The 23501-nt window shown below is 72.3% G+C and carries 21 protein-coding genes; 6 read left to right on the top strand and 15 right to left on the bottom strand.

Annotated features, from left to right (window positions below; genetic code table 11):
- The first annotated feature begins 37 nt into the window (after positions 1-37).
- The 3 genes from AB0G79_RS07685 (at position 38) to AB0G79_RS07675 (ending at position 4571) form a co-directional block, all read left to right on the top strand.
- Positions 38-1408 carry an FAD-dependent oxidoreductase gene (locus AB0G79_RS07685; RefSeq protein ID WP_360801708.1) on the top strand — a complete coding sequence of 457 codons (1371 nt, stop codon included), beginning with the start codon at positions 38-40 and terminating at the stop codon, positions 1406-1408.
- A 70-nt stretch (positions 1409-1478) separates the two neighbouring features.
- The gene (locus AB0G79_RS07680) at positions 1479-3122 is read left to right on the top strand and encodes a LuxR C-terminal-related transcriptional regulator (RefSeq protein WP_360801705.1); all 1644 of its coding nucleotides are present in this window, start codon (positions 1479-1481) and stop codon (positions 3120-3122) included.
- Positions 3123-3200: 78 nt separating this feature from the next.
- Positions 3201-4571, top strand: a complete 1371-nt coding sequence (locus tag AB0G79_RS07675) for an FAD-binding oxidoreductase (protein WP_360801702.1) — start codon at positions 3201-3203, stop codon at positions 4569-4571.
- Positions 4572-4587: 16 nt separating this feature from the next.
- Here the strand turns inward: AB0G79_RS07675 and AB0G79_RS07670 are convergent, their stop codons facing one another.
- The 3 genes from AB0G79_RS07670 to leuA form a co-directional block, all read right to left on the bottom strand.
- Positions 4588-5280, bottom strand: a complete 693-nt coding sequence (locus AB0G79_RS07670) for a TerB family tellurite resistance protein (RefSeq protein ID WP_360801699.1) — start codon at positions 5278-5280, stop codon at positions 4588-4590.
- A gap of 132 nt (positions 5281-5412) precedes the next feature.
- On the bottom strand, positions 5413-6849 hold the full coding sequence (locus AB0G79_RS07665; protein ID WP_360801696.1) for a choice-of-anchor A family protein: 1437 nt from the start codon (positions 6847-6849) through the stop codon (positions 5413-5415).
- Between the two features lie 229 nt (positions 6850-7078).
- Positions 7079-8851 carry a 2-isopropylmalate synthase gene (leuA, locus tag AB0G79_RS07660; RefSeq protein ID WP_360801693.1) on the bottom strand — a complete coding sequence of 591 codons (1773 nt, stop codon included), beginning with the start codon at positions 8849-8851 and terminating at the stop codon, positions 7079-7081.
- Between the two features lie 293 nt (positions 8852-9144).
- On the opposite strand from leuA, the gene AB0G79_RS07655 reads away from it, so the two are divergent.
- Positions 9145-10221: a M4 family metallopeptidase gene (locus AB0G79_RS07655; RefSeq protein WP_360801690.1), complete on the top strand. Its 1077-nt coding sequence runs from the start codon at positions 9145-9147 to the stop codon at positions 10219-10221.
- Between the two features lie 27 nt (positions 10222-10248).
- Positions 10249-10500, top strand: a complete 252-nt coding sequence (locus tag AB0G79_RS07650; RefSeq protein ID WP_360801687.1) for a protealysin inhibitor emfourin — start codon at positions 10249-10251, stop codon at positions 10498-10500.
- Positions 10501-10503: 3 nt separating this feature from the next.
- Here the strand turns inward: AB0G79_RS07650 and AB0G79_RS07645 are convergent, their stop codons facing one another.
- The 7 genes from AB0G79_RS07645 to AB0G79_RS07615 form a co-directional block, all read right to left on the bottom strand.
- A complete protein-coding gene (locus tag AB0G79_RS07645) occupies positions 10504-11835 on the bottom strand; it encodes a TerD family protein (protein WP_360801684.1) in 1332 nt (443 codons plus the stop codon).
- A gap of 39 nt (positions 11836-11874) precedes the next feature.
- Entirely contained in the window at positions 11875-12816 is a 942-nt protein-coding gene (gene era / locus AB0G79_RS07640; RefSeq protein ID WP_360801681.1) for a GTPase Era, read from the bottom strand.
- A 60-nt stretch (positions 12817-12876) separates the two neighbouring features.
- Complete coding sequence (locus AB0G79_RS07635; RefSeq protein ID WP_360801678.1) at positions 12877-13884, bottom strand: DUF916 domain-containing protein; 1008 nt, start codon at positions 13882-13884, stop codon at positions 12877-12879.
- Positions 13885-13948: 64 nt separating this feature from the next.
- A complete protein-coding gene (locus tag AB0G79_RS07630; RefSeq protein WP_360801675.1) occupies positions 13949-15283 on the bottom strand; it encodes a beta-xylosidase in 1335 nt (444 codons plus the stop codon).
- Positions 15284-15473: 190 nt separating this feature from the next.
- Entirely contained in the window at positions 15474-15956 is a 483-nt protein-coding gene (locus AB0G79_RS07625; RefSeq protein ID WP_360801672.1) for a hypothetical protein, read from the bottom strand.
- A gap of 221 nt (positions 15957-16177) precedes the next feature.
- Positions 16178-16540 carry a cytidine deaminase gene (locus tag AB0G79_RS07620; protein ID WP_360801669.1) on the bottom strand — a complete coding sequence of 121 codons (363 nt, stop codon included), beginning with the start codon at positions 16538-16540 and terminating at the stop codon, positions 16178-16180.
- Between the two features lie 88 nt (positions 16541-16628).
- Positions 16629-17516, bottom strand: a complete 888-nt coding sequence (locus AB0G79_RS07615) for a helix-turn-helix transcriptional regulator (protein WP_360801666.1) — start codon at positions 17514-17516, stop codon at positions 16629-16631.
- Between the two features lie 109 nt (positions 17517-17625).
- On the opposite strand from AB0G79_RS07615, the gene AB0G79_RS07610 reads away from it, so the two are divergent.
- On the top strand, positions 17626-19056 hold the full coding sequence (locus tag AB0G79_RS07610) for an MFS transporter (protein WP_360801663.1): 1431 nt from the start codon (positions 17626-17628) through the stop codon (positions 19054-19056).
- A gap of 1 nt (position 19057) precedes the next feature.
- Here AB0G79_RS07610 and AB0G79_RS07605 read toward each other — a convergent pair whose 3' ends face one another.
- From AB0G79_RS07605 to AB0G79_RS07585, 5 genes are all read right to left on the bottom strand, one after another.
- Positions 19058-19411, bottom strand: a complete 354-nt coding sequence (locus tag AB0G79_RS07605; RefSeq protein WP_360801660.1) for an MmcQ/YjbR family DNA-binding protein — start codon at positions 19409-19411, stop codon at positions 19058-19060.
- Positions 19408-20703, bottom strand: coding sequence for a hemolysin family protein (locus AB0G79_RS07600; protein ID WP_360801657.1), 1296 nt, complete (start codon positions 20701-20703; stop codon positions 19408-19410). Before AB0G79_RS07600 ends, AB0G79_RS07605 begins: the two co-directional genes overlap by 4 nt.
- 4 nt (positions 20704-20707) lie before the next feature.
- Positions 20708-21205 carry an rRNA maturation RNase YbeY gene (gene ybeY / locus AB0G79_RS07595; protein WP_360801654.1) on the bottom strand — a complete coding sequence of 166 codons (498 nt, stop codon included), beginning with the start codon at positions 21203-21205 and terminating at the stop codon, positions 20708-20710.
- 12 nt (positions 21206-21217) lie between these two features.
- Positions 21218-22255 carry a PhoH family protein gene (locus AB0G79_RS07590; protein ID WP_360801651.1) on the bottom strand — a complete coding sequence of 346 codons (1038 nt, stop codon included), beginning with the start codon at positions 22253-22255 and terminating at the stop codon, positions 21218-21220.
- A gap of 105 nt (positions 22256-22360) precedes the next feature.
- Complete coding sequence (locus AB0G79_RS07585) at positions 22361-23479, bottom strand: PfkB family carbohydrate kinase (protein ID WP_360801648.1); 1119 nt, start codon at positions 23477-23479, stop codon at positions 22361-22363.
- Positions 23480-23501: the final 22 nt, after the last annotated feature.

The raw sequence follows: 23501 nt of genomic DNA, 5'->3' as shown, positions 1-23501 counted from the left end.
GCTTCGCCGCCACGTCGCTTGCGAAGGGAACCCAGTCATGCCCCGCCCCCTCCGGGTCGCGATCGTCGGCGCCGGCCCCGCCGGAATCTACGCCGCCGATGCGCTGCTGAAGTCCGAGGCCGCCGCCGAGCCGGGCGTGTCGATCGACCTCTTCGAGCGGATGCCGGCCCCCTTCGGCCTCATCCGGTACGGCGTCGCCCCCGACCACCCCCGCATCAAGGGCATCATCACCGCCCTCCACCAGGTCCTCGACAAGCCGCAGGTCCGCCTCTTCGGCAACGTGAACTACGGCACCGACGTCCACCTCGACGACCTGCGCTCCTTCTACGACGCGGTGGTCTTCTCCACCGGCGCCATGTTCGACCGCGAGCTCCGCATCCCCGGAGTCGAGCTCGACGGTTCGTACGGTGCCGCCGACTTCGCCTCCTGGTACGACGGCCACCCGGACGTCCCGCGCACCTGGCCCCTGGAGGCCGAGAAGGTCGCCGTCCTGGGCGTCGGCAACGTGGCGCTCGACATCGCCCGGATCCTCGCGAAGACGGCGGACGAGCTGCTGCCGACCGAGATCCCGGCCAACGTCTACGAGGGCCTGAAGGCCAACAAGGCCCTTGAGGTCCACGTCTTCGGCCGTCGCGGTCCCGCGCAGGCCAAGTTCAGCCCGATGGAACTGCGCGAGCTCGACCACTCGCCGAACATCGAGGTCATCGTCAACCCCGAGGACATCGACTACGACGAGGGCTCGATCGCCGAGCGCCGCAAGAACAAGCAGACCGACATGGTCGCCAAGACCCTGGAGAACTGGGCGATCCGCGACGTCGGTGACCGCCCGCACAAGCTCTTCCTGCACTTCTTCGAGTCGCCCGTCGAGATCCTCGGCGAGGACGGCAAGGTCGTGGGCCTGCGCACCGAGCGCACCGAGCTCGACGGCACCGGCAACGTCACGGGCACCGGGACCACCACCGACTGGGACGTCTCCGCCGTCTACCGCGCGGTCGGCTACCTCTCCGACGAGCTCCCGAAGATCCCGTGGGACACCACCACCGGCACCATCCCCGACCAGGGCGGCCGCGTCATCGAGGAGTCCGGCGAGCACATGGCCTCCACGTACTGCACGGGCTGGATCCGCCGCGGCCCGGTCGGCCTCATCGGCCACACCAAGGGCGACGCGAACGAGACCGTCGCCAACCTCCTGGACGACTTCGCCAACGGCCGCCTGCTGACCCCCGAGGCCCCCGAGGCCGACGCGGTCGTCTCCTTCCTGGAGGGCAAGGGCGTCACGTACACGACGTGGGAGGGCTGGTACGCCCTCGACGCCGCCGAGAAGGCGCTGGGCGAGCCGGAGGGCCGCGAGCGCATCAAGATCGTCGAGCGCGAGGACATGCTGCGCGCCAGCGGCGCGATCCGGTAGTCCGCCCGTCCCACGCGCGCCTTCGCCTCTTTCCGGTCCTACGCTGAAAGGACAGGGAAGAGGCGAAGGCATGTCCGCACCCACCGCCGGCCCCGGGACGTACGCGCTGCTGCACGCCGAGGACCGGCACCCCACCCGGGCCCTCACCGGCGAGGACCTGGCCGAGCTCGCCGACGCGGCCTGGTGGTCGGGGCACGTCGAGGAGTCCGTCACCGCGCGCCTCCGCGCCCACGCCGCCTGCCTCGCCGCCGGTGACCACCGGGGCGCCGGGCTCGCCGCCTGGTGGCTGTCGTACGAGTACGAGGCGCTCGGCCGGCCCGCCGCCGCGGCCGGCTGGCTGCACCGCGCCCGCCACCACCTCGCCGCGCTGCCGCCCTGCCCCGAGCAGTGCTTCCTCGCCTGGACGGACGCCGGGGAGGCCACCGCGCGCGGCGACCACGCCGCCGCCCTCGCCGGGGCCGCCCGCATGACCCGCCTCGCCTCCGACGACCCCGAACTCCTCGCCCTCGCCCGCCAGGCCACCTCCGCCGCCCTCCTCGCCCAGGGCCGCCGCGCCGAGGCCCTCGGCGAGCTCGACGAGGCCATGTGCGCGGTCACCGCGGGCGAGCTGGGCGACGTGTTCACCGGCTGGCTGTACTGCCTGGCCCTCACCCAGTGCATGGAGTGCGCCGACCTCGGGCGGGCCGCGGAGTGGACCGACGCGGCGATGCGCTGGTGCGCCCCCTCGGGCGACAACCCCTTCCGGGGCGTCTGCCGGGCCCACCGGGTCGAGGTCCTCGACCTCCTCGGCGACTGGCCCCTGGCCGAGGCGGAGGCCCGCCAGTCCTGCCGGGAGATCCCCGTGGACTGCCTGGAGTCGGCCGCCGCCGCCTTCTACGCCGCCGGGGACGTGCAGCGCCGCCAGGGCCGCCTGGACGAGGCCGCCGTCTCCTACGCCCACGCCCACGAACTCGGCCGGATCCCGCAGCCCGGCCTCGCCCTGCTGCGCCTCGCGCAGGGCCGCGCGGACGCCGCCGTCGCAGGCATCGCCCTCGCCCTGGCCTGCGCGGACGAGCACGGCCCCGACCTCCTCTGCCGCGCCCGCCTGCTCTCCGCCCGTACGGAGGTGGCCCTCGCCGTCCGGGACGCCGCCGGGGCGGCGCGGGCGGCGGCCGAGCTCGACGGGCTGGCCGCGGCGGCCGGGGAGGCGCCGCTGCTGCGGGCGACGGCCGACACCGCGCTCGGCTCCGTCGCCCTCGCCGAGAACCGCACCGGCCCGGCCCTGCGGCTGCTGCGCCGGGCGCTCGCCGGATGGCTCGGCCTCCGCGTCCCGTACGAGGCCGCCCAGGTGCGGATGCTGCTCGCGGCGGCCGGCCGGTCCCTCGGCGACGAGGAGGCGGCCCGGCTCGAGCTCGGCACCGCGCGGGCGGCCTTCGAGCGGCTCGGGGCCGTCCCGGACGCCCGGCGCGCGGCGGCCCTGCTCTCCGGAGGGAGGCACGCCGGGAAGGACCGGAGGCTGCCGGGCGGCCTGACCGCCCGCGAGGCGGAGGTCCTGCGGCTCGTCGCCGGGGGCGGCACGAACAAGGAGATCGCGGGCGCCCTCGTGATCAGCGAGCACACCGTCTCCCGGCACCTGAACAACATCTTCGCCAAGCTGGGCGTGGGTTCACGGGCGGCGGCGACGGCGTACGCGTACGCCCACGACCTCGTGCCGCCGCCCCCGTCCGTGGTGTGAACGGCCCATCACGCTCCCGCCCCGCGATGGGCGATTCGGGCGATGCGGCCCGCTCCCCCGCCCGGCTAGACCGGAACCATGACCACCACGACCGCTCCCCTGAACACGCTCCGCGGTGCCGTGCGCGGCACCGTCGTGACCCCCGGCGACCCCTCGTACGACGAGTCCCGGCGGGTCTACAACGCCCTGCACGACCGCCGCCCCGCCGTCGTCGTCCACGCCGTGGACGCCGGCGACGTGATCGCGGCGGTGCTGTACGCCCGGGAGCACGCGCTCCCGCTCGCCGTGCGCGGCGGCGCGCACGCGGTCGCCGGGCACGGCACCGTCGACGACGGCCTCGTGGTCGACCTGTCCCGCATGCGGGGCGTCCGCGTCGACCCGGCGGCCCGCACGGCCCGCGCCGAGGGCGGCGCCACCTGGGGCGACTTCAACCACGCGACCCACGCCTTCGGCCTCGCCACCACCGGCGGCGTGGTCTCCACGACCGGCGTCGGCGGACTGACGCTCGGCGGCGGCATGGGCCACCTCGCCCGCCGGTACGGCCTGAGCTGCGACAACCTGATCGGCGCCGACGTCGTCACCGCCGAGGGCACGCTCGTCACCTGCGACGCCGAGCGGAATCCCGACCTGTACTGGGCGCTGCGCGGCGGCGGCGGGAACTTCGGGGTCGCGACCTCGCTCCTGTTCCGGCTGCACCCGGTGGACGACGTCTTCGCCGGGCTCACCTGCTATCCGCTCGACGGGGACGTGGTCCGCGCCTGGCAGGCGATGAACGCGGACGCGCCCGTCGAGCTCAACACGATCCTCGTGATCGCGCTCGGCCCCGAGGAACCGTTCCTGCCCGAGCGCTGGCACGGCCGCCCGATCTGCGCCGCGTTCACCTGCTTCACCGGCCCCGGGTCCGAGGACGAGAAGGTCCTCGCCCGCCTGGACACCCTCGGTCCGGTCGTCGGCCGGTTCATGGACCGGATGCCGTACCCGGTGATCAACACCCTCTTCGACGAACAGCTCCCACCGGGGCTCTACCACTACTGGAAGGGCAACTTCAGCCGGGAGCTCACCGAGGGCGCCGTCGCCGCGCACGTCGCGTACGGCGAGACGATGCCGGCGATGGAGTCGGACACCGCGATCTTCCCGATCGACGGGGCCTGCCACGAAGTGGGGCCCGAGGAGACCGCGTTCGCCTACCGGGACGCCGTCTTCTCGCACTCGTTCGGTGCCAGCTGGAGCCGCGCGGCGGACTCGGAGGCGAACATCGCCTGGACCCGCGCCTACGACGAGGCCCTGCGCCCGCACACCCAGGCCGGCGGGTACGTCAACTTCATGGACACCGACGACCAGGACCGGGTGCGGGTCAACTACCGCCAGAACTACGACCGGTTGCGCGAGGTCAAGCGCCGGTACGACCCCGACAACGTGTTCCGGCTGAACCAGAACATCGTTCCCTGAGCCGCTTGTCCGGCCGTTACGGGACCTTGCGGGCCGAGGCGATGAGACGGACGGTGTCGTCGGGTGCGAGCCCGAGCGCGTTCCCGACGGTCCCGAGGACCTCCATCTCGTTCGGGCTGTACGCGCCGTCGGCGAGGGCGATCCGGGCGGCGTCGAGGAGGATCGACTCCCGCCCGGAGGGCGCGAGATGGGGGGTGAGCGGTTCGAGCGCCTCGTGGATCTCGATCGCGAGGAGGGTGCCCTCGGGGTTGACCTCGGGCATGAAGCGGCCGGTGTCGGCCGCGAGCGCCTCGACGAGGTCGACGAGCTGGACGGCCGTGCAGTCCGCGTAACCGGCGGCGCGGACCGCGCTCACGGCCCGGTCGAGGACCGCGCGGGAATCCGTACCCCCGGCGCAGAGGAGGGCCAGGGCGACGGTGTGCACGCCGTCCCTGAGCATGGCCGAGAAGCGTGCCGTCGTCGGGCGTTCGAGGACCTCGACACCGAAGTGGGTGTGGCAGGCCGCGCACTCGACGACGGGCCCCGTACAGCCCCTGGGCAGGACCGGGATGCCGAGGACGGCGAACCTGCGGCGGCCGGTGCGCCGCCGGTAGTTCCGGTCGCCGCCGCACTCCTCGCAGAAGAACTCGCCGTCGCCGATCGTGTTCCACGAGGTGCGGATTCCGCAGACGCCCACTTTCCCACCACGTGAATTCCGGGCAGACCGCACACGCACCTCCTCAACGGCCCGGCTGCACTGCCGGCGTTGGCGTGATGTTAGCCACATCCGTGATGTGGCGTCAGCACCTCGTCGACAGTTCACCGTGGAGATGGCCGAGACACGTCACTGCCCGGAGGCGCCTCAGGAGGCGCGGCGGCGGCGCTTTGCGAAGGCCAGGAAGCCTCCGCCGGCGAGGAGCGCGGCGACGGCGGCGGCGATCGCACCGGGGCCGACGGACGAACCCGTCGTCGCGAGATCACCCTCCGGGGTGGCGGACGGCGCGGGGGCGCCGGTGGCCCCGTCGGGGGTCTCGGAGGCGTCGGGCGTCGCGGGTGCCTCCGGGGTCCCCGCGGTCTCACCGGGCGCCGACGGGGAGGCGGAGGTGCCCGGGGTCCCGGTGCCGCCGGGGGTCTCGGAGGTCTCCGGGGTCTCCGGGGTCCCGGTGACGGCCGGGGTCTCCGGCGTCCCGCCGTCGCGCTCGGTCGGCGTCGGCTCGGGGGTCGCGGGCGGGCTCGGGACGGAGGTCTCGGTCGGCGTCGGGGGCTTCGGGGTGACGACCTCCTCCGGGGTGGTCGCCTTCGGGAGGCAGCCGGAGAAGTTCATCTGGTGGGTCTCGGCGCCGGGGACGGTGACGAGCTCCTCGGCGATGACGGATCCGTTGACGTGGCCGGGACCGATCCCCTGGCCGCCCATCTCGACCTTGGCGTTCGGCGCGAGGATCGTGCCGGGCCACGAGGTGTAGTTCTTCTTCACGCTCTCGGCCTGCGGGAAGTTCCAGAGCATCCGGGACCGGATCCCCTCGAAGTCGCCGTTCGCGAGGGCGTAGTCGTCGACGACCGGAGCGGTGCCGTCGGCGCCCTGGTAGTAGACGCCGTAGGTGGGGGCGGTGCTCATGTCGTACGAGGAGCCGAGCACGTTCACGAGGGTCGAGGAGCCGGCCGGGACCTTGAAGGTGAGGGCACCGGCCTTCTGCAGGTCCTCGGCGGCGACGGCGAAGACGTTGAGCTTCGCGTCCGTGCCGGTGAAGAAGAGACCGAGGCCGTCCTTGGCGACGGTGCCGTTGGCCGCGACGCCCGCCCAGCCGGTGGAGAGCGCACGGAGCGACGCGAACTCCTTGCCGAAGTCGATCGGGGAGGTCGGGGAGGCGCCCTCGGCGACCTTGCCGCCGTCGACGCCGAAGCCCTGGCCGGGGGTGGAGCGGTCGACGACCCTGCCCGCGACGCCCGTGCCGTTGTCCAGGACGACCTGGTTCGCGTACAGCGTGCCGCCGACGACGAGGCTGTGGCCGCCGGGGAGCTCGGCGAGGTCGGCGCCGGTGAGCTTGTGGCCGATGGAGAAGCCGGAGGGCTGCTTCGGGTCGCCGAAGGTGGCGTCGCCGCCGACCGCGACCGCGCCCTCGGAGTCGGAGTGGCGGACGGAGTCCTTCTCGACGAACTCCGCGTACAGACCTGCGGTGCCGAGCGGGTTCGTCACGCAATCCGCGCCGGCCGGGGCGGCGGAGGCGGCGGGGACCCAGGCGAGGGTCGCGCCGGTCACGGCGAGGACGGCGGCCACGGCTGCGGACGTGCGCATGCGCATGCGGAACTCCAGGTCAGGGAGTACGAGAAGGGAGGTGTCCGAGGGGACGGTGTGACCTTCCGGCACAGCCCGATCTGCCGTCAACTCCCCTGATATGAGACCGATTCCGACATCACGCCACGATCTTCCTTAAGCGAACCTGAAACAATCCGGAGACGTGACGCAGCTCACGAAACGCGGCTGCCCGCACTCCCACCGGAGGGAGTGCGGGCAGCCGGTGCGCGAAGGGTCAGCGGGCGGCGCGGTTGACCGCCGAGATGACCGCCTTCAGGGAGGCGCGGGTGGTGTTGGCGTCGATGCCGATGCCCCACAGGACCTTGCCGTCGATGGCGCACTCGATGTACGAGGCGGCCTGCGCGGAGGCGCCCTCGCTCATCGTGTGCTCCTGGTAGTCCAGCAGGCGGGCGTCCACGCCGATCTCCTGGAGCGCGGCGAAGAAGGCCGAGATGGGGCCGTTGCCGGAGCCGGACAGGACGACCTCGGCGCCGTCGACGACGGCCTCGACGGTCAGCGTGTCCGTGCCGTCGGTGTCGGAGGTGGTCTGGCCGGAGCGCAGCTGGATGCGGCCCCAGGCGGAACCGTCGTTGCCCGCGCTGGGCAGGTACTCGTCCTGGAAGACGGCCCAGATCGCGGCCGGCGTGACCTCGCCGCCCTCGGTGTCGGTCTTCTGCTGGATGATCCGCGAGAACTCGATCTGCATCCGGCGGGGCAGGTCCAGCTTGTGGTCGTTCTTCAGGACGTACGCGATGCCGCCCTTGCCCGACTGGGAGTTGACGCGGATGACGGCCTCGTAGGAGCGGCCGACGTCCTTCGGGTCGATGGGCAGGTACGGGACGGCCCACTCGATCTCGTCGACGGTCTTGCCCTGGGCGGCCGCGTCGGCCTCCATGGCGTCGAAGCCCTTCTTGATGGCGTCCTGGTGGGAGCCGGAGAAGGCGGTGTAGACGAGGTCGCCCGCGTAGGGGTGGCGCGGGTGGACCTCCATCTGGTTGCAGTACTCGGAGGTACGGCGTACCTCGTCGATCTGCGAGAAGTCGATCTGCGGGTCGACGCCCTGGCTGAACAGGTTCATGCCCAGGGTCACCAGGTCGACGTTGCCGGTCCGCTCGCCCTGCCCGAACAGGCAGCCCTCGATGCGGTCGGCGCCGGCCATGATGGCCAGCTCGGCCGCGGCCACGGCCGTGCCGCGGTCGTTGTGCGGGTGGACGGACAGGCAGACGTGCTCGCGGCGGGTCAGGTTCCGGGACATCCACTCGAAGCGGTCCGCGTGCGTGGACGGCGTCGAACGCTCCACGGTGGCGGGCAGGTTGAGGATGATCTCGCGGCCCGGGCCCGGCTGCCAGACGTCGCAGACCGCCTCGCAGACCTCCAGCGCGAAGTCCAGCTCGGTGTCGGTGAAGATCTCGGGGCTGTACTGGTAGCCGAAGGTCGTCTCCGGGCCCAGCAGCTTCTCCGCGTACTCCATGACCAGGCGGGTGCCGTCCACGGCGATCTGCTTGATCTGCTCCTTCGAGCCGCGGAAGACGACCCGGCGGAAGGTGGGCGCGGTGGCGTTGTACAGGTGGACGGTCGCGCGCTTGGCGCCGACCAGGGACTCCACGGTCCGCTCGATCAGGTCCTCGCGGGCCTGGGTCAGGACGGAGATGGTGACGTCGTCCGGGATCGCGCCCTCTTCGATGATGGAGCGGACGAAGGCGAAGTCGGTCTCGCCGGAGGACGGGAAGCCGACCTCGATCTCCTTGTAGCCCATGCGGACCAGCAGGTCGAACATCTCGCGCTTGCGCGCCGGGGACATCGGGTCGATCAGGGCCTGGTTGCCGTCGCGCAGGTCGGTGGAGAGCCAGCGGGGCGCCTGGGTGATGCGGGCCTCGGGCCACGTGCGGTCGGGGATCTCGACGGCCTCGTACCGGCCGTACTTGTGGATCGGCATCCCGGACGGCTTCTGCGCGTGCGTGGCGTTGGTGATCGGCGTGGGGCGGCTGACGAAAGGCGACTGAGACATGTGCGTAGGGCTCCTCGGGTCCTCTGGAGGGACGGCCGACTGTCGAACGCAACACCGAAACCCGCGGGGAGGGAGTCGGCCTACGACTACAGGCCCTCGCCGCGGCAGCTAAGGAGAAGCAGCCCGAAACGCATGATGTGCGTCACCATAACCCAGCCCCGGCGGAGCCGGACGTCCCGTTTCAGTATGCGGGACGGGGCCCGCGTCAAGGCACGAAGGTGACCCATCACTCCATTTCGCCAATCCTCGTCACATCCCGTGACACGGGCACCACGCGGTGCCACATTGCGGGCATGACTCCCCACACGGCCTCCCGCACGCACGGGGCCTCCCCCGCCTTCTGCTCGATCGTCCCGCCGCACCTCCTGGAGCACCTGGCGCACTCCTCGGACCCGGCCGTCGCCGCCGCCGCGCGCCGCACCCTGATCGCCGACGCGGCGGCCCGTACGTTCCGCGTGCTGCCGCTGCCCGGTGCGGCGCCCACGCTCGCCGCCGCCGAGGCCGGCCGTCCGCACCGGACGGTGTACGACTGCGGCCACGGCACGGACCTGCCGGGCGAGCGGGTCCGCGCGGAGGGCGAGGAGGCGACCGGCGACGCCACCGTCAACCGCGCGTACGCCGGTCTCGGCGCCACCTTCGACCTCTTCCTGGACGCCTTCGGCCACGACTCGATCGACGGCGCCGGGCTGCCGCTGCACGCCTCCGTCCACTACGACGAGAAGTACGGCAACGCCTTCTGGAACGGCGAGCAGATGGTCTTCGGCGACGGGGACGGCGAGATCTTCCTCGACTTCACGCTGCCCGTCGACGTCATCGGCCACGAGCTGGCCCACGGCTTCACCCAGTACACGGCGAACCTGGAGTACTTCGGCCAGTCCGGCGCCCTCAACGAGTCCGTCTCCGACGTCTTCGGCTCGCTGGTGAAGCAGTACGCGCGCGGGCAGAACGCGGAGGAGGCCGACTGGCTCATCGGCGAGGGCCTCTTCTCCCCGGCCGTCGAGGGCACGGCGCTGCGCTCCATGAAGGCGCCCGGCACCGCCTACGACGACGACGTCCTCGGCAAGGACCCGCAGCCGGCCCACATGGACGACTACGTCCGCACCGGCCGGGACAACGGCGGCGTGCACATCAACTCCGGCATCCCCAACCACGCCTTCTACCTGGTCGCGACCGGCCTCGCGGGCAACGCCTGGGAGCGGGCCGGACGGATCTGGTACGACGTGATGACCGGCGGGACCCTCACCCCCGACGCCCGCTTCTCGGAGTTCGCGGCGGCCACGGTGGAGGCGGCGAAGGCCCGCTTCGGCGACGGCGAGGAGGTCAAGGTCGTCCACCGCGCCTGGACGACCGTGGGCGTACCCACGACCTGACCGGCGTCCGGCTGGTAGACAGGTCCCATGCGGATTCGAGTGCGGCGCACGGGCGGTTTCGCGGGCATCGAGCGGTCGGCGGAGGTGGCGGTCGCGGACCCGGACCTCCGCGCCCTGGCCGCCACCGTCCTCGCGGACGGCGACGGGGACACCCGGGGCGTCCCGGACGGCTTCGCGTACGAGATCACCATCGACGGCCGCACGGTCCGCTGCTGCGACCCGCGCCTCACGGACGCGCAGAGGGCCCTCGTGACGAGGGTCCTCAAGGAAGGCGCGTAGGGGTCACTTCCGGCGCCAGAACCGGTTCTCCTTCGGCGGCCGGACCTTCAGGGTCCAGTCGCCCTCGGCGACTCGGAGGTACACGAGCAGGGGTCCCGCGGGCAGCGGACGCGAGTCCCGGGGCAGGCGGTTCGCCTCGTTGGCGAGCAGGTGGCGCCGCCCGTCCGGCTCGTAGCCGTGCACGTTGAACCACTCGTGGCTCAACCCCGTGCGGAGCCGGGAGGAGAGCTGCCCGGCGGGGCCCGTGTACAACAGCACGTCGGAACCCCGGCCCTCGGCGGCGCCGTCGAGGGCCTCCACGGCGCTCACCGGACGGACGGCGACCGTCCACCGCTGGTCGTGGCCGGCGACGCGCAGTCGCAGCGGCGCCTTGCCGTCGTACCGCACGAGCCCGCGGCCCTCGTAGTCGTCCATCAGCGTGTTCGCCACCAGGACGTCGCCGTCGCCCTTCTCGTCGAGGGTGCGCACGGTGAGATAGCCCTTGCCGGGCCGGTACGTGTCGACGACGAGGTAGCCGGCCGGGATCGGCACGTCGACGGTGAACTCGGCCTTGCCCTCGCCGCTGCGGACGAACTCCGGGAAGTCCTCCCCGAAGAGCTCGACGTCCGAGCGCGGACCGGTCCGCGGGGGCCGCTGCACGGGGACCCCTGGCGGTGTCCCTACGGCCTCCGCCTCGGCCTCCCGCGCCTTGGCCAGGAGCTCGGCGGGGATGGCCTCCGGAGGAGCCCCCGCCGACGCGGGCTCGTCGTCGGGGGCGGGCTCGTCGTCGGGAACGGGCTCGTCCTCGGGGGCGGGGTCCGGGTCCCGGCCCACGATGCCGAAGTCCTCCGCGAGGCCGACGAGGCCGGAGGCGTACCCCTGGCCGACCGCCCGGAACTTCCACCCGCCGTCGCGCCGGTAGAACTCGCCGAGGACGAACGCCGTCTCGGTGCTCGCGTCGTCGACCGCGTACAGCGCGAGCTGCTCGCCGGTGGCGGCGCTCACCGTGCGGATGTGCAGGCCCGGGACCTGGCCGAACGTCCCGTGCTCGCTGGAGGCGGTGATCACGATGCGCTCGACGGCGGGCTCGACGCGCTCGGTGTCGATCTGCAGCCAGTCGGCGACCCGCCGCTGCCCGTCCCGTACCTGGTCGAGCAGGCGCACCGCGCCGGAGGCGTGCGCGGGCTGGTTGTAGAAGACCAGGTCGCCGTCGCCCCTGACCCTGCCCTCCGCGTCGAGCAGCAGGGCCGAGGCGTCGACCTCCGGAACCCCGTCACCGCCCGCCTGCCGGACGACCGCGACCCGCCACGCCTGCCCGGGGACCGGCAGGTTTCCCCCCTTGACGATCTCTGTCACGGCGCCATGGTGGCACGTTCCGTGGGGGGTGCCCAGGGGCTAGAAGCCGAGCTTCCGCAGCTGCTTCGGGTCGCGCTGCCAGTCCTTCGCGACCTTCACGTGGAGGTCGAGGAAGACCGGCGTGCCGAGGAGGGCCTCGATGTGCTTGCGGGACTTCATGCCGACCTCCTTGAGGCGGCTGCCCTTCGGGCCGATGATGATGCCCTTCTGGCTGGGGCGCTCGATGTACACGTTGGCGTGGATGTCGAGCAGCGGCCGGTCCGCCGGGCGGTTCTCCCGGGGGATCATCTCCTCGACGACGACCGCGATGGAGTGCGGCAGCTCGTCCCGTACGCCTTCGAGCGCGGCCTCGCGGATCAGCTCCGCGACCATGACCTGCTCGGGCTCGTCCGTGAGGTCGCCCTCCGGGTAGAGCGGCGGGGACTGCGGGAGCAGCGGGATGAGGAGGTCCGCGACGAGCTGGACCTGCTTGTCGCCGACGGCGGAGACGGGCACGATCTCGGCCCACTCGATGCCGAGCTCGCGGCCGAGCTGGTCGATGGCGATGAGCTGCTCGGCGAGGGTCTTGGAGTCGACCAGGTCGGTCTTGGTGACGATGGCGACCTTGGGGGTCTTCTTGATCTCGGCGAGCTCCTTGGCGATGAAGCGGTCGCCGGGGCCGAGCTTCTGGTCGGCCGGCAGGCAGAAGCCGATCACGTCGACCTCGGCCCAGGTGGTGCGCACGACGTCGTTGAGCCGCTCGCCGAGGAGCGTGCGCGGCTTGTGGAGGCCGGGGGTGTCGACCAGGATCAGCTGCGCGTCGGGACGGTGCACGATGCCCCGGACGGTGTGCCGGGTGGTCTGCGGCCGGTTCGAGGTGATGGCCACCTTCTGGCCGACCAGAGCGTTCGTGAGGGTGGACTTGCCCGCGTTGGGGCGGCCGACGAAGCAGGCGAAGCCGGCCCGGTGGACGGCTTCGGTTTCAGGGTTGCGAGCGCTCATGGGGGCCATTGTCCCCGATGAGCGCCCGCCTCACGTACCCAGTACGGCTTCGGTACGGCCTCAGGCGTCGACGAGCTGCTCCGCCGGGGCCTCGCCGGGCTCGTCGGCGGGGGCGCGGCGGCGCCGTGCCCGCAGGGCGACGACGCCTCCCGCACCGCCCGCGAGCAGGACCGTCGCGGCGAGCCAGGGCACGGCGAGGAAGGACACCTCCGCCGTCTCCCTCACGTCCTTGGCGGTGGCGGTGAGGGTCACGTCGCCCCAGTCGAGCTGCGGCGAGCCGTTCCACCGCTCGGTGAGCCGGATCTTCTGCCGGGGCAGCAGCTCGGAGGGGACGTGGGCGAGGTCGCGGGCGAGGAGGGTGCGGCCGAAGAGCCCCTCGGCCCTGAGGGCGACCTTGGGGTTGAGGGTGACGTTCCCCCGGTTGTGGAGGGTGTACGAGACGACGGCGCCGCTCTCCCCCGTGCCGGGCACGAGCGGCCGGTCCTGTTCGAGGGTGACGTCCTCCAGGCCGAGCGCGGGGACGGTGGGCCCGTTGACCCGCAGGTAGACGCGGGCGCCGACGGCCCGCTGGACGCCGACGGCGACGGAGCCCGGTCCGCTGGGGCTGATCCGCTCGTCGAGGGCGACGAGGGCGCCGGGGTGGTCGCCGGGGTCGGCGTCGGCGGGGACGGTGAGGGTGAACGGGACGGTGACGGCGGAGCGCGGCGGGACGGTGATCCGGGTGCGCTCGACCTTGATCCACGCGCCGGCGCCGGTCTGCTTCTCGGCCCGGGTGCGGATCGCGAAGCCGCCGTCGCGGTCGGTGTTGTACGCGTCGGCGCCGTACAGCCGGAAGCTGAGCGGCGCGGCCGTCTTGTTGGTGACGGTGACCCGGTCGGTGAGCGAGGTGCCGGGGTCGAGCGAGAGGTAGAAGTACGGGCGGCTGCCGGGTTTGGCGGCGGCGGGTGTGGCCGGGTAGACGGCCCACTCGCCGTTCTCTGCGGCGGCGGCCTGCGGAGGGGCTCCGAGCAGCACGAGGAACGCGCTCAGGAGGGCGGACAGGACCAGGTACGGCTTGCTGCTGCGCACGGTGCGGAAACCCCCGGGTGCGGAGCGGGCCGGCCGGGGGTTCTCCGGCCGGCCCGCCGGGTGGTCAGGACAGGGTCAGCGTGAGCACGCCCGCGTACGACCCGGGCGCGGTGAACGCCGGGATGTCGAGGGAGAGCCCGGCGTCGACGGTGAACTCACCACCGGTGAGGGTGCCGTTCGCCGTGGAGGCGAGGGTCGCGCCGGCGCTGCCGACGGGCCCGGCCGAACCGGCGACGCAGACGCTGGGGCTGCCGGCCTTGGCGGTGCAGGCGGGCGTCCAGCTGAGGTTCCCGGCGCCGATGGGGTCGCCGGGGCCGGCGAAGTCGGTGACCTTGCCGGTCAGGGACCAGCCCGCGGGGCCGCCGCGGAAGTCCTTGACCGTCACCGTCTTCAGGGCTCCGGTGGCCGCACCGCCCGTGCCGAAGTCGACCGCGGACAGCTCGACCGCGTCCCCTGCCTGGCTCATGGAGAGCTCACCGGCGTTGACCGCCGCCGTGAGGGTCTGGCTGTTCGGCGGGGTCGGGACGACGACCTTGTACTTGACCGGGCCCGCGCCCTTCTCCGGGTCCCAGGCACCGCCCTCGTACGCCACGACGCCGGTGGTCGCCACGTCGTTCACCTTCAGGCGGGCGACGAAGCCGCCCTCGCTGTCGGTGGTGACGAGCATCTTGTCGGCGGTCTCCGCGCCACCGGCGCGGCCGACGACGGTGACCTCGGCGAGCGGCGTGAACTTGGTGCCGGTCACGGTCACGCGCACGCCGGGGTCGCCCGAGCTGGTCTCCAGGGCGAGCGTCCGGGCGTTGGGGCTGGTGACGGGGCCTGCTTCGACCGTCTCGGAGACCGGGGCGGGCGGGTTCAGCACCGTGCAGGGGGTGTCCAGCTCCATGAGGTAGCTGGTGTGGATGTTGTAGTCCCCCGGGGAGAGCGTGATCGATCCGGGCTCGGTGACCGTGAACGTACCGGTCATCGAGAAGGCCGGGAAGGAGCCCTTGCCCGGGACGGGCGGGTTCTTCTTCGGGCCGGTGACGTTGATCTGGCCGGTCTGGGCGCCGCCGAGGACGACCTTGCCGGTCGGGGTCATGATGTCGGCCGGGAGCGCGAGGTCGACGGGGTTCGAGGCGGCGGGCTTGGTGATCGTGTAGGTCACGGTCACCGTGTCGCCGACCTTCGGGGCCGCCTTGTCGACCGTGATCTCGGCGGTCGTCGTGCCCGTGATCGGCGGGATCTGGGCGATCGGCGGCGGGACACAGCGCGTCTCGAACTGCACCGGGGTCGAGCTCTCGGTGGCCAGCGCCGGGGCGGCGAGGGCGCCGCCCGCGGCGACCGCGAGAGCGGTGGCGCCGAGGGCGGCGGTCCAACGCCGTCTTCGGGTCGCCGCCCGGGATCGGGTGATTGCCATGTGTGGGTCCCCTCCTGAGGGATGAGAGGGCGCCATTGACGGCTGTGGGCCGAGAGAAGTCAATGCCATCGAAAACCACCGACTGATGACCCATCAGATCCTGTCAAGATCAGCTCATGTACGGATATGCCCTGGTCACGCCGGAGACCGGTGCCGCCTTCGGCGACACCGGTCAGGGGTGGAACGGGGTTCAGCTGATGACGAAGGGGCCGGGCGACTGGTTCGTCACGGCGTCGCAGCTGATGGTGATGCCCATGACCACCATCGAGAGCGAGGTGCCCGCGAAGTACGAGTTGAGCCTGTCCCCCACGGCCACGGTCCCGCTGAGGGGTCCGATGGTGACGGCCCCGCCCGAGGGGATCGCCGGGTTCTTCTTACCGGTGAACGTCCGGACGGGTCCGGTCGAGTTGGCCAGCTTCAGCGTGGCGTTGATCGTGTCGGCGCCGAGCGCGATCGGCGTCGTGACGGCCGTCGTGATCGTGACCGTCATGGTCGTGCCGCTGTGGGTGGCCGTGAGCGTGGCGCCCCCGGTGTTGTACGGGGAACAGTCGTACGTCGCCGTGGCGCTGCCCGGCGCCACGGCGGCTCCGGCCGTCGGGGCGTAGGCGAGGGCGGTGGCGGCGAGCGCTCCGGTGAGGACCGCGACCGTTCCTAAGGTGCTTCTGCTTCTCATGGCGAGTTCGAACCCCATTCCATGCCTGACGCAGGGGTGCGGACACTGCGTGAAAGGAGGATTTCTGACGGCCCGTCGGGCCAGCCGCTGCTTATTGAGACGCAGACCACCGGGGAAGGCAAGAGAAGATGCGGTGATCCTTCACAAACGCGCAAGGGCCCGGCGTCACACCGGGCCCTCACTGTCCGTTTCTCGCTGTTCGCTCGCGCGTCCCAGCCCTCTCAGCCGGCCGTGACCGCCGTACGGAGCTGCCCGTCGGGACCCGCGAGCAGCACCGGCGCCTCCGGGCCGCCCAGGTCCCGTACCGCCGCGCGGTCCTCGTCGGAGACGGCCTCGGCGTTCGACACGACGGCCGCCGCCTCCAGGGACCGGGCCCCGCTGGCGACCGCCATCGCGACCGCCGTCCGCAGCGCGCTCAGCCTGAGCGAGTCGAGCTCGACGGTGCCGGCGACGTAGGTGCGTCCGGTCTCGTCGCGCACGGCCGCGCCCTCGGGCACGCCGTTGCGGGCGCGGGCGCTCCGCGCCAGGGTGATGATCTTGAGGTCCTCGGGCCCGAGGTCGCCGTGCTCGCTGCTGAGTGTCATGCCCCGAGCATAGGACGGAGACCGCCCGCAGCCCGCGAGGGGCCGTCCTCAGCCGACGAGGGCCGTCCTCAGCCCGCGAGGGCCGTCCTCAGCCCGCGATCGGGTACATCGCCCCGCGCCGCCCCTCCGGGGAGACCAGCCACTCCAGCTTCGCCGCCGTGTCGGACTCCGGAAGCGGGGTGTGCATGACGATGACCAGGTCCGGGCGGGCGGGGACGCGAAGCTGGGTGGCCTCGACCATCAGCGTGCCGACCAGCGGATGCTCCAGCTCCTTGCGGGTCTGGCCGCCGGGCCGGACGTCCCGCCGCTCCCAGAGCTCCACGAACTCCGGACTGCGCTCGGTGAGTTCCTCGATCACGGCGCGGAACCCCTCGTCGTCCGGGGCCTCCGTGCAGGCGGAACGGAACTGGGCCACGACCTTGGGCGCGATCGACTCCCAGTGGGGCGCCCGGGAACGGTAGAGCTCGTCGGTGAAGAAGGCGACCAGGCAGTTCTGGGCGATCTCGGGCCGCATCCCGAGGACGATCGACGCCGCGTCGTTGTAGAGGACCGTGTTCCAGTACACGTCCATGATGTGCGCGGGGAACGGCATCCAGGCGTCGATCAGCCGCCGCAGACCGTCGCACATGTCCTGGTCCTCCGGGGCGGCCTCCAGGGCCGGCGGGTTGAGGGCCGCGAGGACGTACAGATGGCGCCGCTCCGCCGGGCTCAGCCGCAGCACGCGTGCCACCGAGTCGAGGACCTGCGGGGAGACCGTGATGTCCCGGCCCTGTTCGAGCCACTGGTACCAGGAGACGCCGACCCCGGCGAGGACCGCGACCTCCTCGCGGCGCAGCCCGGGAGTGCGGCGTCGCCCGCCGCCGTCCGGGAGCCCCGCGTCGGCCGGGGTCACCCGGGCCCTGCGGCTCATCAGGAACTCGCGCAGCTCGCCGAGGCGGTGCTGCTTGGCTGTGACGGTCTCGGCGACGGTGGCCACGTCCGCTTCCTCCCCCTGGATGCCTGGCGTGCCGGGTATGCGTGGTGGTACGACCAACAGGATAAGTACCCGCTCCCCACGGTTGTTCCCGCGCCGCGAGAGTCGTCGCATGGCAACGACGACCAGCAAGCCCTCCCCGCCCGCCGCTCCCCCCGCCGAGCCGGCCGCCCCGCCCTCCCTCACCGGCCGCAACCGGCTCATCCTCTTCGTCCTGTGCGCCGCCCAGTTCATGGTGGCGCTCGACTTCTCCGTCCTGAACGTCGCCCTGCCGGCCCTCGGCACCGACCTCGGCCTGAGCCACTCCGCCCTCCAGTGGGCCGTCACCGCCTTCGCGCTGCCCTCCGGCGGCTTCCTGCTGCTCTTCGGCCGCGTCGGCGACCTCTACGGCCGCAAGCGGCTCTTCCTCTCCGGTCTCGTGCTCTTCGGCGCCGCCTCGCTGCTCGCCACCTTCGCCTGGGACCCGGCCTCGTTCCTCACCGGCCGCGCGCTCCAGGGCCTCGGCGCCGCCGCGATCGTGCCCACCGGCATGTCGCTCCTGACCACGACCTTCCCCGAGGGCCCGCTGCGCGACCGTGCCCTCGGCATCTCCGGCACCCTGCTCTCGCTCGGCTTCACCGTCGGCATGGTGCTGGGCGGGGTCATGACCGACACCCTCGGCTGGCGCTCCACGATGGGCCTGCTCGCCCTCTTCACCGTGATCGTCCTGCCGCTGGCTCCCCGGCTGCTGCCCGAGTCCCGCACCCCCGAGAAGCCCCGGCTCGACGTGCCGGGCGCGGTGACCGTCACCGGTGGCCTGCTCTCCCTGATCTACGCCCTGTCGACGGCGGCCGAGCGCGGGTTCGGCGGCGCGGACGTGCTGGTCACTCTGGTGGCGGGCGTGGTGCTGCTCGTGGCCTTCGTCCTGATCGAGTCCCGGAGCCCGGCGCCCCTGGTCTCGCTGCCGATGCTGCGGCGGCGGACGGTCGCCTTCGGCAACCTGGGCGGTCTGATCACCTTCTCGATGATGTCGACGGTCGTCTTCGTCCTGACGCTCTACCTCCAGGAGACCCTGGGGCTCTCGTCCTTCGCCACCGGGCTCGTCTTCGGCGTGCAGGGCGTCTTCGCCATCGTGGGCGGCACGCTCGCGCCGAGGGTGATCGGCCGGTTCGGCGCCCGCCGCGTCCTCGTCGGCTCGCTCCTCGGGCAGGGGCTGCTGACGGCCGCGATCCTCGGCGTCGGACGGGACTCGGGGGTCCTTCTCGCCGCCGCCGCGGCCTCGGTGGCCTGCGTGTTCCACCTGGGCGCGATCGTCTCGTACGGCCTGATCGTCACCTCGGGCGTCCCGGACGAGCAGCAGGGCCTGGCCACCGGCCTGGTCACCACGACCCAGCAGGTCGGGCTCACCGTCGGCATCCCGCTGCTCGGCGTCCTCGCGACGACCGGCGGTGACCTCTTCGGCGGCGTCCGCACGGTGATCGCCCTGGACGCGGCGATCGTGCTCGCCACGGCGGCCCTGGTCGCCCTGGGCCTGCGCCGGGGGCGGGCCGGAGGGCGGTCCTGACTCAGGGCCGGTCGAGCCGGAGCCTTACCGCCTTCGGCAGACCCGCCACGACCAGGTCGTACGAGTCCTCGACGAGCTCCCGGACCATCCGGTCCGGGAGCCCTCCCACGGTCACCGTGTTCCAGTGCCGCTTGTTCATGTGGTAGCCGGGGGCGACCGCCGGGAACTCCTCGCGGAGCCGCACGGCCTCCTCCGGGTCGCACTTGAGGTTGACCCGCAGCGGCTCGGCGTCGAGCCAGGACAGCGCGAACACCTTGCCCGCGACCTTGAAGACGGAGACGTCGGGCCCGAAGGGGAACTCCTCCGCCGCGTCGTTGAAGTCCAGGCAGAAGGCCCGCAGCCGCTCGGGGGTCACGCCGCCCGCTCCTCCGCTTCCAGGGGTTCCACGAGAACGGTGACGATCTTGTTCCGGCGGCCGGCCGGGGCCTCCGCCGTCAGCCGCAGCGAGCGGCCGTCCGGCAGCTCGACGACCGCCTTCGCACCCGCGATCGGCACGCGGCCGAGCGCCTTGGCGAGGAGGCCGCCGACGGTCTCCACGTCCTCGTCGTCGTACTCGTCGGGGCCCAGGCCGTACAGCTCGCCGAGGTCGCCGATGTCGAGGCGGGCGGTGACCCGGTGGCGGCCGTCGCCGAGCTCCTGGACCGGCGGCAGCTCCCGGTCGTACTCGTCGGTGATCTCGCCGACGATCTCCTCCAGGATGTCCTCGATCGTGACGATGCCGGCCGTGCCGCCGTACTCGTCGATGACGACGGCGACGTGGTTGCGCTCCTGCTGCATCTCGCGCAGCAGGTCACCGGCGTTCTTCGTGTCCGGCACGAAGGCGGCGGCCCGCATCGCGGTCGACACCAGGTCGGCCTCGGAGTCGCGGTTGATGTGCGTCTTGCGGACGAGGTCCTTCAGGTACACGATCCCGACGATGTCGTCCTCGTTCTCGCCGGTCACCGGGATCCGGGAGAAGCCGGAACGCAACGCGAGGGTGAGGGCCTGACGGATCGTCTTGTACCGCTCGATGCAGATGAGGTCGGTGCGGGGCACCATGACCTCCCGGACCAGGGTGTCGCCGAGCTCGAAGACGGAGTGCACCATGCGGCGCTCCTCGTCCTCGATCAGCGACTCCTGCTCGGCGAGGTCGACCATGGCCCGCAGCTCGGCCTCGGAGGCGAAGGGGCCCTTGCGGAAGCCCTTGCCCGGCGTCAGCGCGTTGCCGATGAGGATGAGCAGCTGCGGGATCGGGCCCATGATCCGGGCCAGCGGCAGCAGCACGTACGCGGCGGCGGTCGCCGTGTTCAGCGGGTGCTGCCGGCCGATCGTGCGCGGCGAGACGCCGACGGCCACGTAGCTGACGAGGACCATGACGGCGATCGCGACGAGCAGCGCCTCCCACGTCTCCGGGAAGGCCTCAAGGCAGGCGTAGGTGACGAGGACGCCGGCCGCCATCTCGCAGGCGACGCGGACGAGCAGCGCCACGTTGAGATAGCGGGTCGGGTCCGAGGCGACCTGGGCGAGCTTCTCCGCCCCGCGCCGCCCGGACCGTACGGCCTCGGCGGCACGGAAGCTGGAGACGCGGGCGATACCGGCCTCGGCGCAGGCGGCGAGCCAGGCGACGACGACCAGCGCGACCGCGCCGAAGATCAGCGAGATGTCCATCGGGTCAGGAGACGGTCGGTGCCGGGGACGGGCCGGTGAGGCCCTTCTCCGCGCGCCAGCCGTCGACGATCGCCGCCTGGAGGCCGAACATCTCGGCCTTCTCCTCCGGCTCCTCGTGGTCGTACCCGAGGAGGTGGAGCACGCCGTGGACGGTGAGGAGCTGGAGCTCCTCGTCCATGGAGTGCTCGGTCGGCGCGTCCTTGCCCTGCTGGGTGGCGACCTCGGGGCAGAGCACGATGTCGCCGAGGAGCCCCTGCGGGGGCTCCTCGTCGTCCTTCGACGGCGGGCGCAGCTCGTCCATCGGGAAGGACATGACGTCCGTCGGCCCGGGCAGGTCCATCCACTGGATGTGGAGCTGCTCCATCGCCTCCGCGTCGACGACGATCACGGAGAGCTCGGAGAGCGGGTGGATGCGCATGCGCGCGAGGGCGTAGCGGGCGATGTCGAGGATCGCCTGCTCGTCGACCTCGGTTCCGGACTCGTTGTTGACGTCGATCGACATGGTGCTCTTCTGCTACTTCCCGTTGCGGCTGTCGTACTTCTCGTACGCGTCGACGATACGGCCGACGAGCTTGTGCCGTACGACATCCTGCGACGTGAGCGTGGAGAAGTGCACGTCGGGGACGCCGTCCAGGATGTCGCGGACCTGACGCAGACCGCTCTTCGTCCCGTTCGGCAGGTCGACCTGGGTGATGTCACCGGTGATGACGATCTTCGAGTCGAAGCCGAGACGGGTGAGGAACATCTTCATCTGCTCGGGGTTCGTGTTCTGCGCCTCGTCGAGGATGATGAACGCGTCATTGAGCGTGCGGCCGCGCATGTAGGCCAGCGGCGCGACCTCGATCGTCCCGTTGGTCATGAGCTTGGGGATCGAGTCGGGGTCGAGCATGTCGTGCAGGGCGTCGTAGAGCGGCCGCAGGTACGGGTCGATCTTCTCGTAGAGCGTGCCGGGCAGGAAGCCGAGCCGCTCGCCCGCCTCGACCGCGGGGCGGGTCAGGATGATCCGGGTGACCTGCTTGGACTGCAGGGCCTGGACCGCCTTGGCCATGGCGAGGTAGGTCTTGCCGGTACCGGCGGGGCCGATGCCGAAGACGATCGTGTGCTTGTCGATGGCGTCGACGTACCGCTTCTGGTTGAGCGTCTTCGGACGGATCGTGCGGCCCCGGCTGGAGAGGATGTTCTGCGTGAGCACCTCGGCGGGGGTCTCCCCGCCACCGTCCGCCGTTCCGTTCTCGCTCGCCCTGAGCATGGCGATCGAGCGTTCCACTGCGTCCTCCGTCATCGGCTGACCGGTGCGGAGCACCAGCATCATCTCGTCGAACAGGCGCTGTATCAGGGCGACTTCCGCCGCGTCCCCGACCGCGCTGACCTGGTTGCCCCGGACGTGGATGTCGGCGCGCGGGAAGGACTTCTCGATCACGCGCAGCAGCGCGTCACCGGAGCCGAGCAGGCTCACCATCGGGTGCTTCGCGGGGACGGTGAAGTGGGCGCGGGCCTGGTCGGGCGTCCCGTCGCGGGGCGCCTCGTCGGGTGCTGTGGGTGTCTGAGTCATGGGCCGGCACTGTGGCCTGCGCATACCTCCTGCTGAAGGGTTCTCGCCGCTCGACAACCTCTCGGCCTCCCAGCCTACGACCTGCCGCTGACAGCCCGAAGGGATTTACGGGGCGGCCGCGCGGAAGCCGATGGTCGGCACCGCCCTGCGCAGCGGCCAGGGCCGTGCCGGGGCGGGCAGCAGCCGCTCCAGGAAGGCGTACCGGTCACGGAGGGTCTCGGGGTCCTGGCAGGCGTGGCCCTGGACGTGCTGCCACCACGCGGCGATCTCGTCCCAGGTGGGGGCGGAGAGCGAGCCGCCGAACTCCTGGACGGAGAGGGCGGCGGTGAGCCCGGCGAAGGCGAGCCGGTCGGCGAGGGGCCAGTCGGCGAGGGTGCCGGTGACGAACCCGGCGACGAAGACGTCACCGGCGCCGGTCGGGTCGAGGGCGGAGACCTGGATGGCGGGGACCTCGGCGGTCTCGCCGGTGGCGCCGTCGACGGCGTAGGCGCCCTCTGAGCCGAGGGTGACGACCGCGTACCTGACCTTGTCGGCGAGGGCGCGGGCGGCGGCGCGCGGGCAGTCGGTGCGGGTGTACCGCATGGCCTCGGCGGCGTTCGGCAGGAAGGCCTCGCAGTGCTGGAGGTCGGTCAGCCCGGCGAGGTCCCAGCGGCCGGTCTCGTCCCAGCCGACGTCGGCGAAGACCTTGGCGCCACCGCGGGCGGCCTGCGCGACCCACGCCTCGGAGCGGCCGGGGACGAGGGAGGCGACGGCGGCGCGGGCGTGCGGCGGGTAGGCGGGCAGGGCGTCGCCGAGGGGCGGGGCGTCGTGGCCGTGGGAGACCATCGTCCGCTCGCCCTCGTACGCCATCGAGACCGTCACCGGGGAGTGCCAGCCGGGAACGGTCCGCGACAGCGACAGGTCGATGCCCTCGCCCTGCTCCAGGGCGTCCCAGCAGTACTCGCCGTAGTGGTCGTCGCCGAAGGCGGCGGCGAGGGAGGTGCGCAGCCCGAGCCGGGCGAGGGCGGTGGCCATGTTGGCGACGCCGCCGGGGCTCGACCCCATGCCGCGGGCCCAGGACTCGGTGCCGCGGACGGGGGCGCTGTCGAGGCCGGTGAAGATGATGTCGAGGAAGACCGTGCCGGTGAGGAAGACGTCGCAGGCGGGGTCCGTGGGCTCGCGCAGGCGCACCAACGGGTCGATCCCCGCGTCGTGTTGCTGCCGGTCTCCCTCGGTTGTACTCACGGCGGTCTCCCCGGTCGTGGTC

It is taken from the genome of Streptomyces sp. NPDC020807 (assembly GCF_040641575.1).
Classification (GTDB): Bacteria; Actinomycetota; Actinomycetes; order Streptomycetales; family Streptomycetaceae; genus Streptomyces.
This window is presented reverse-complemented; position numbering and strand designations above follow the sequence as displayed.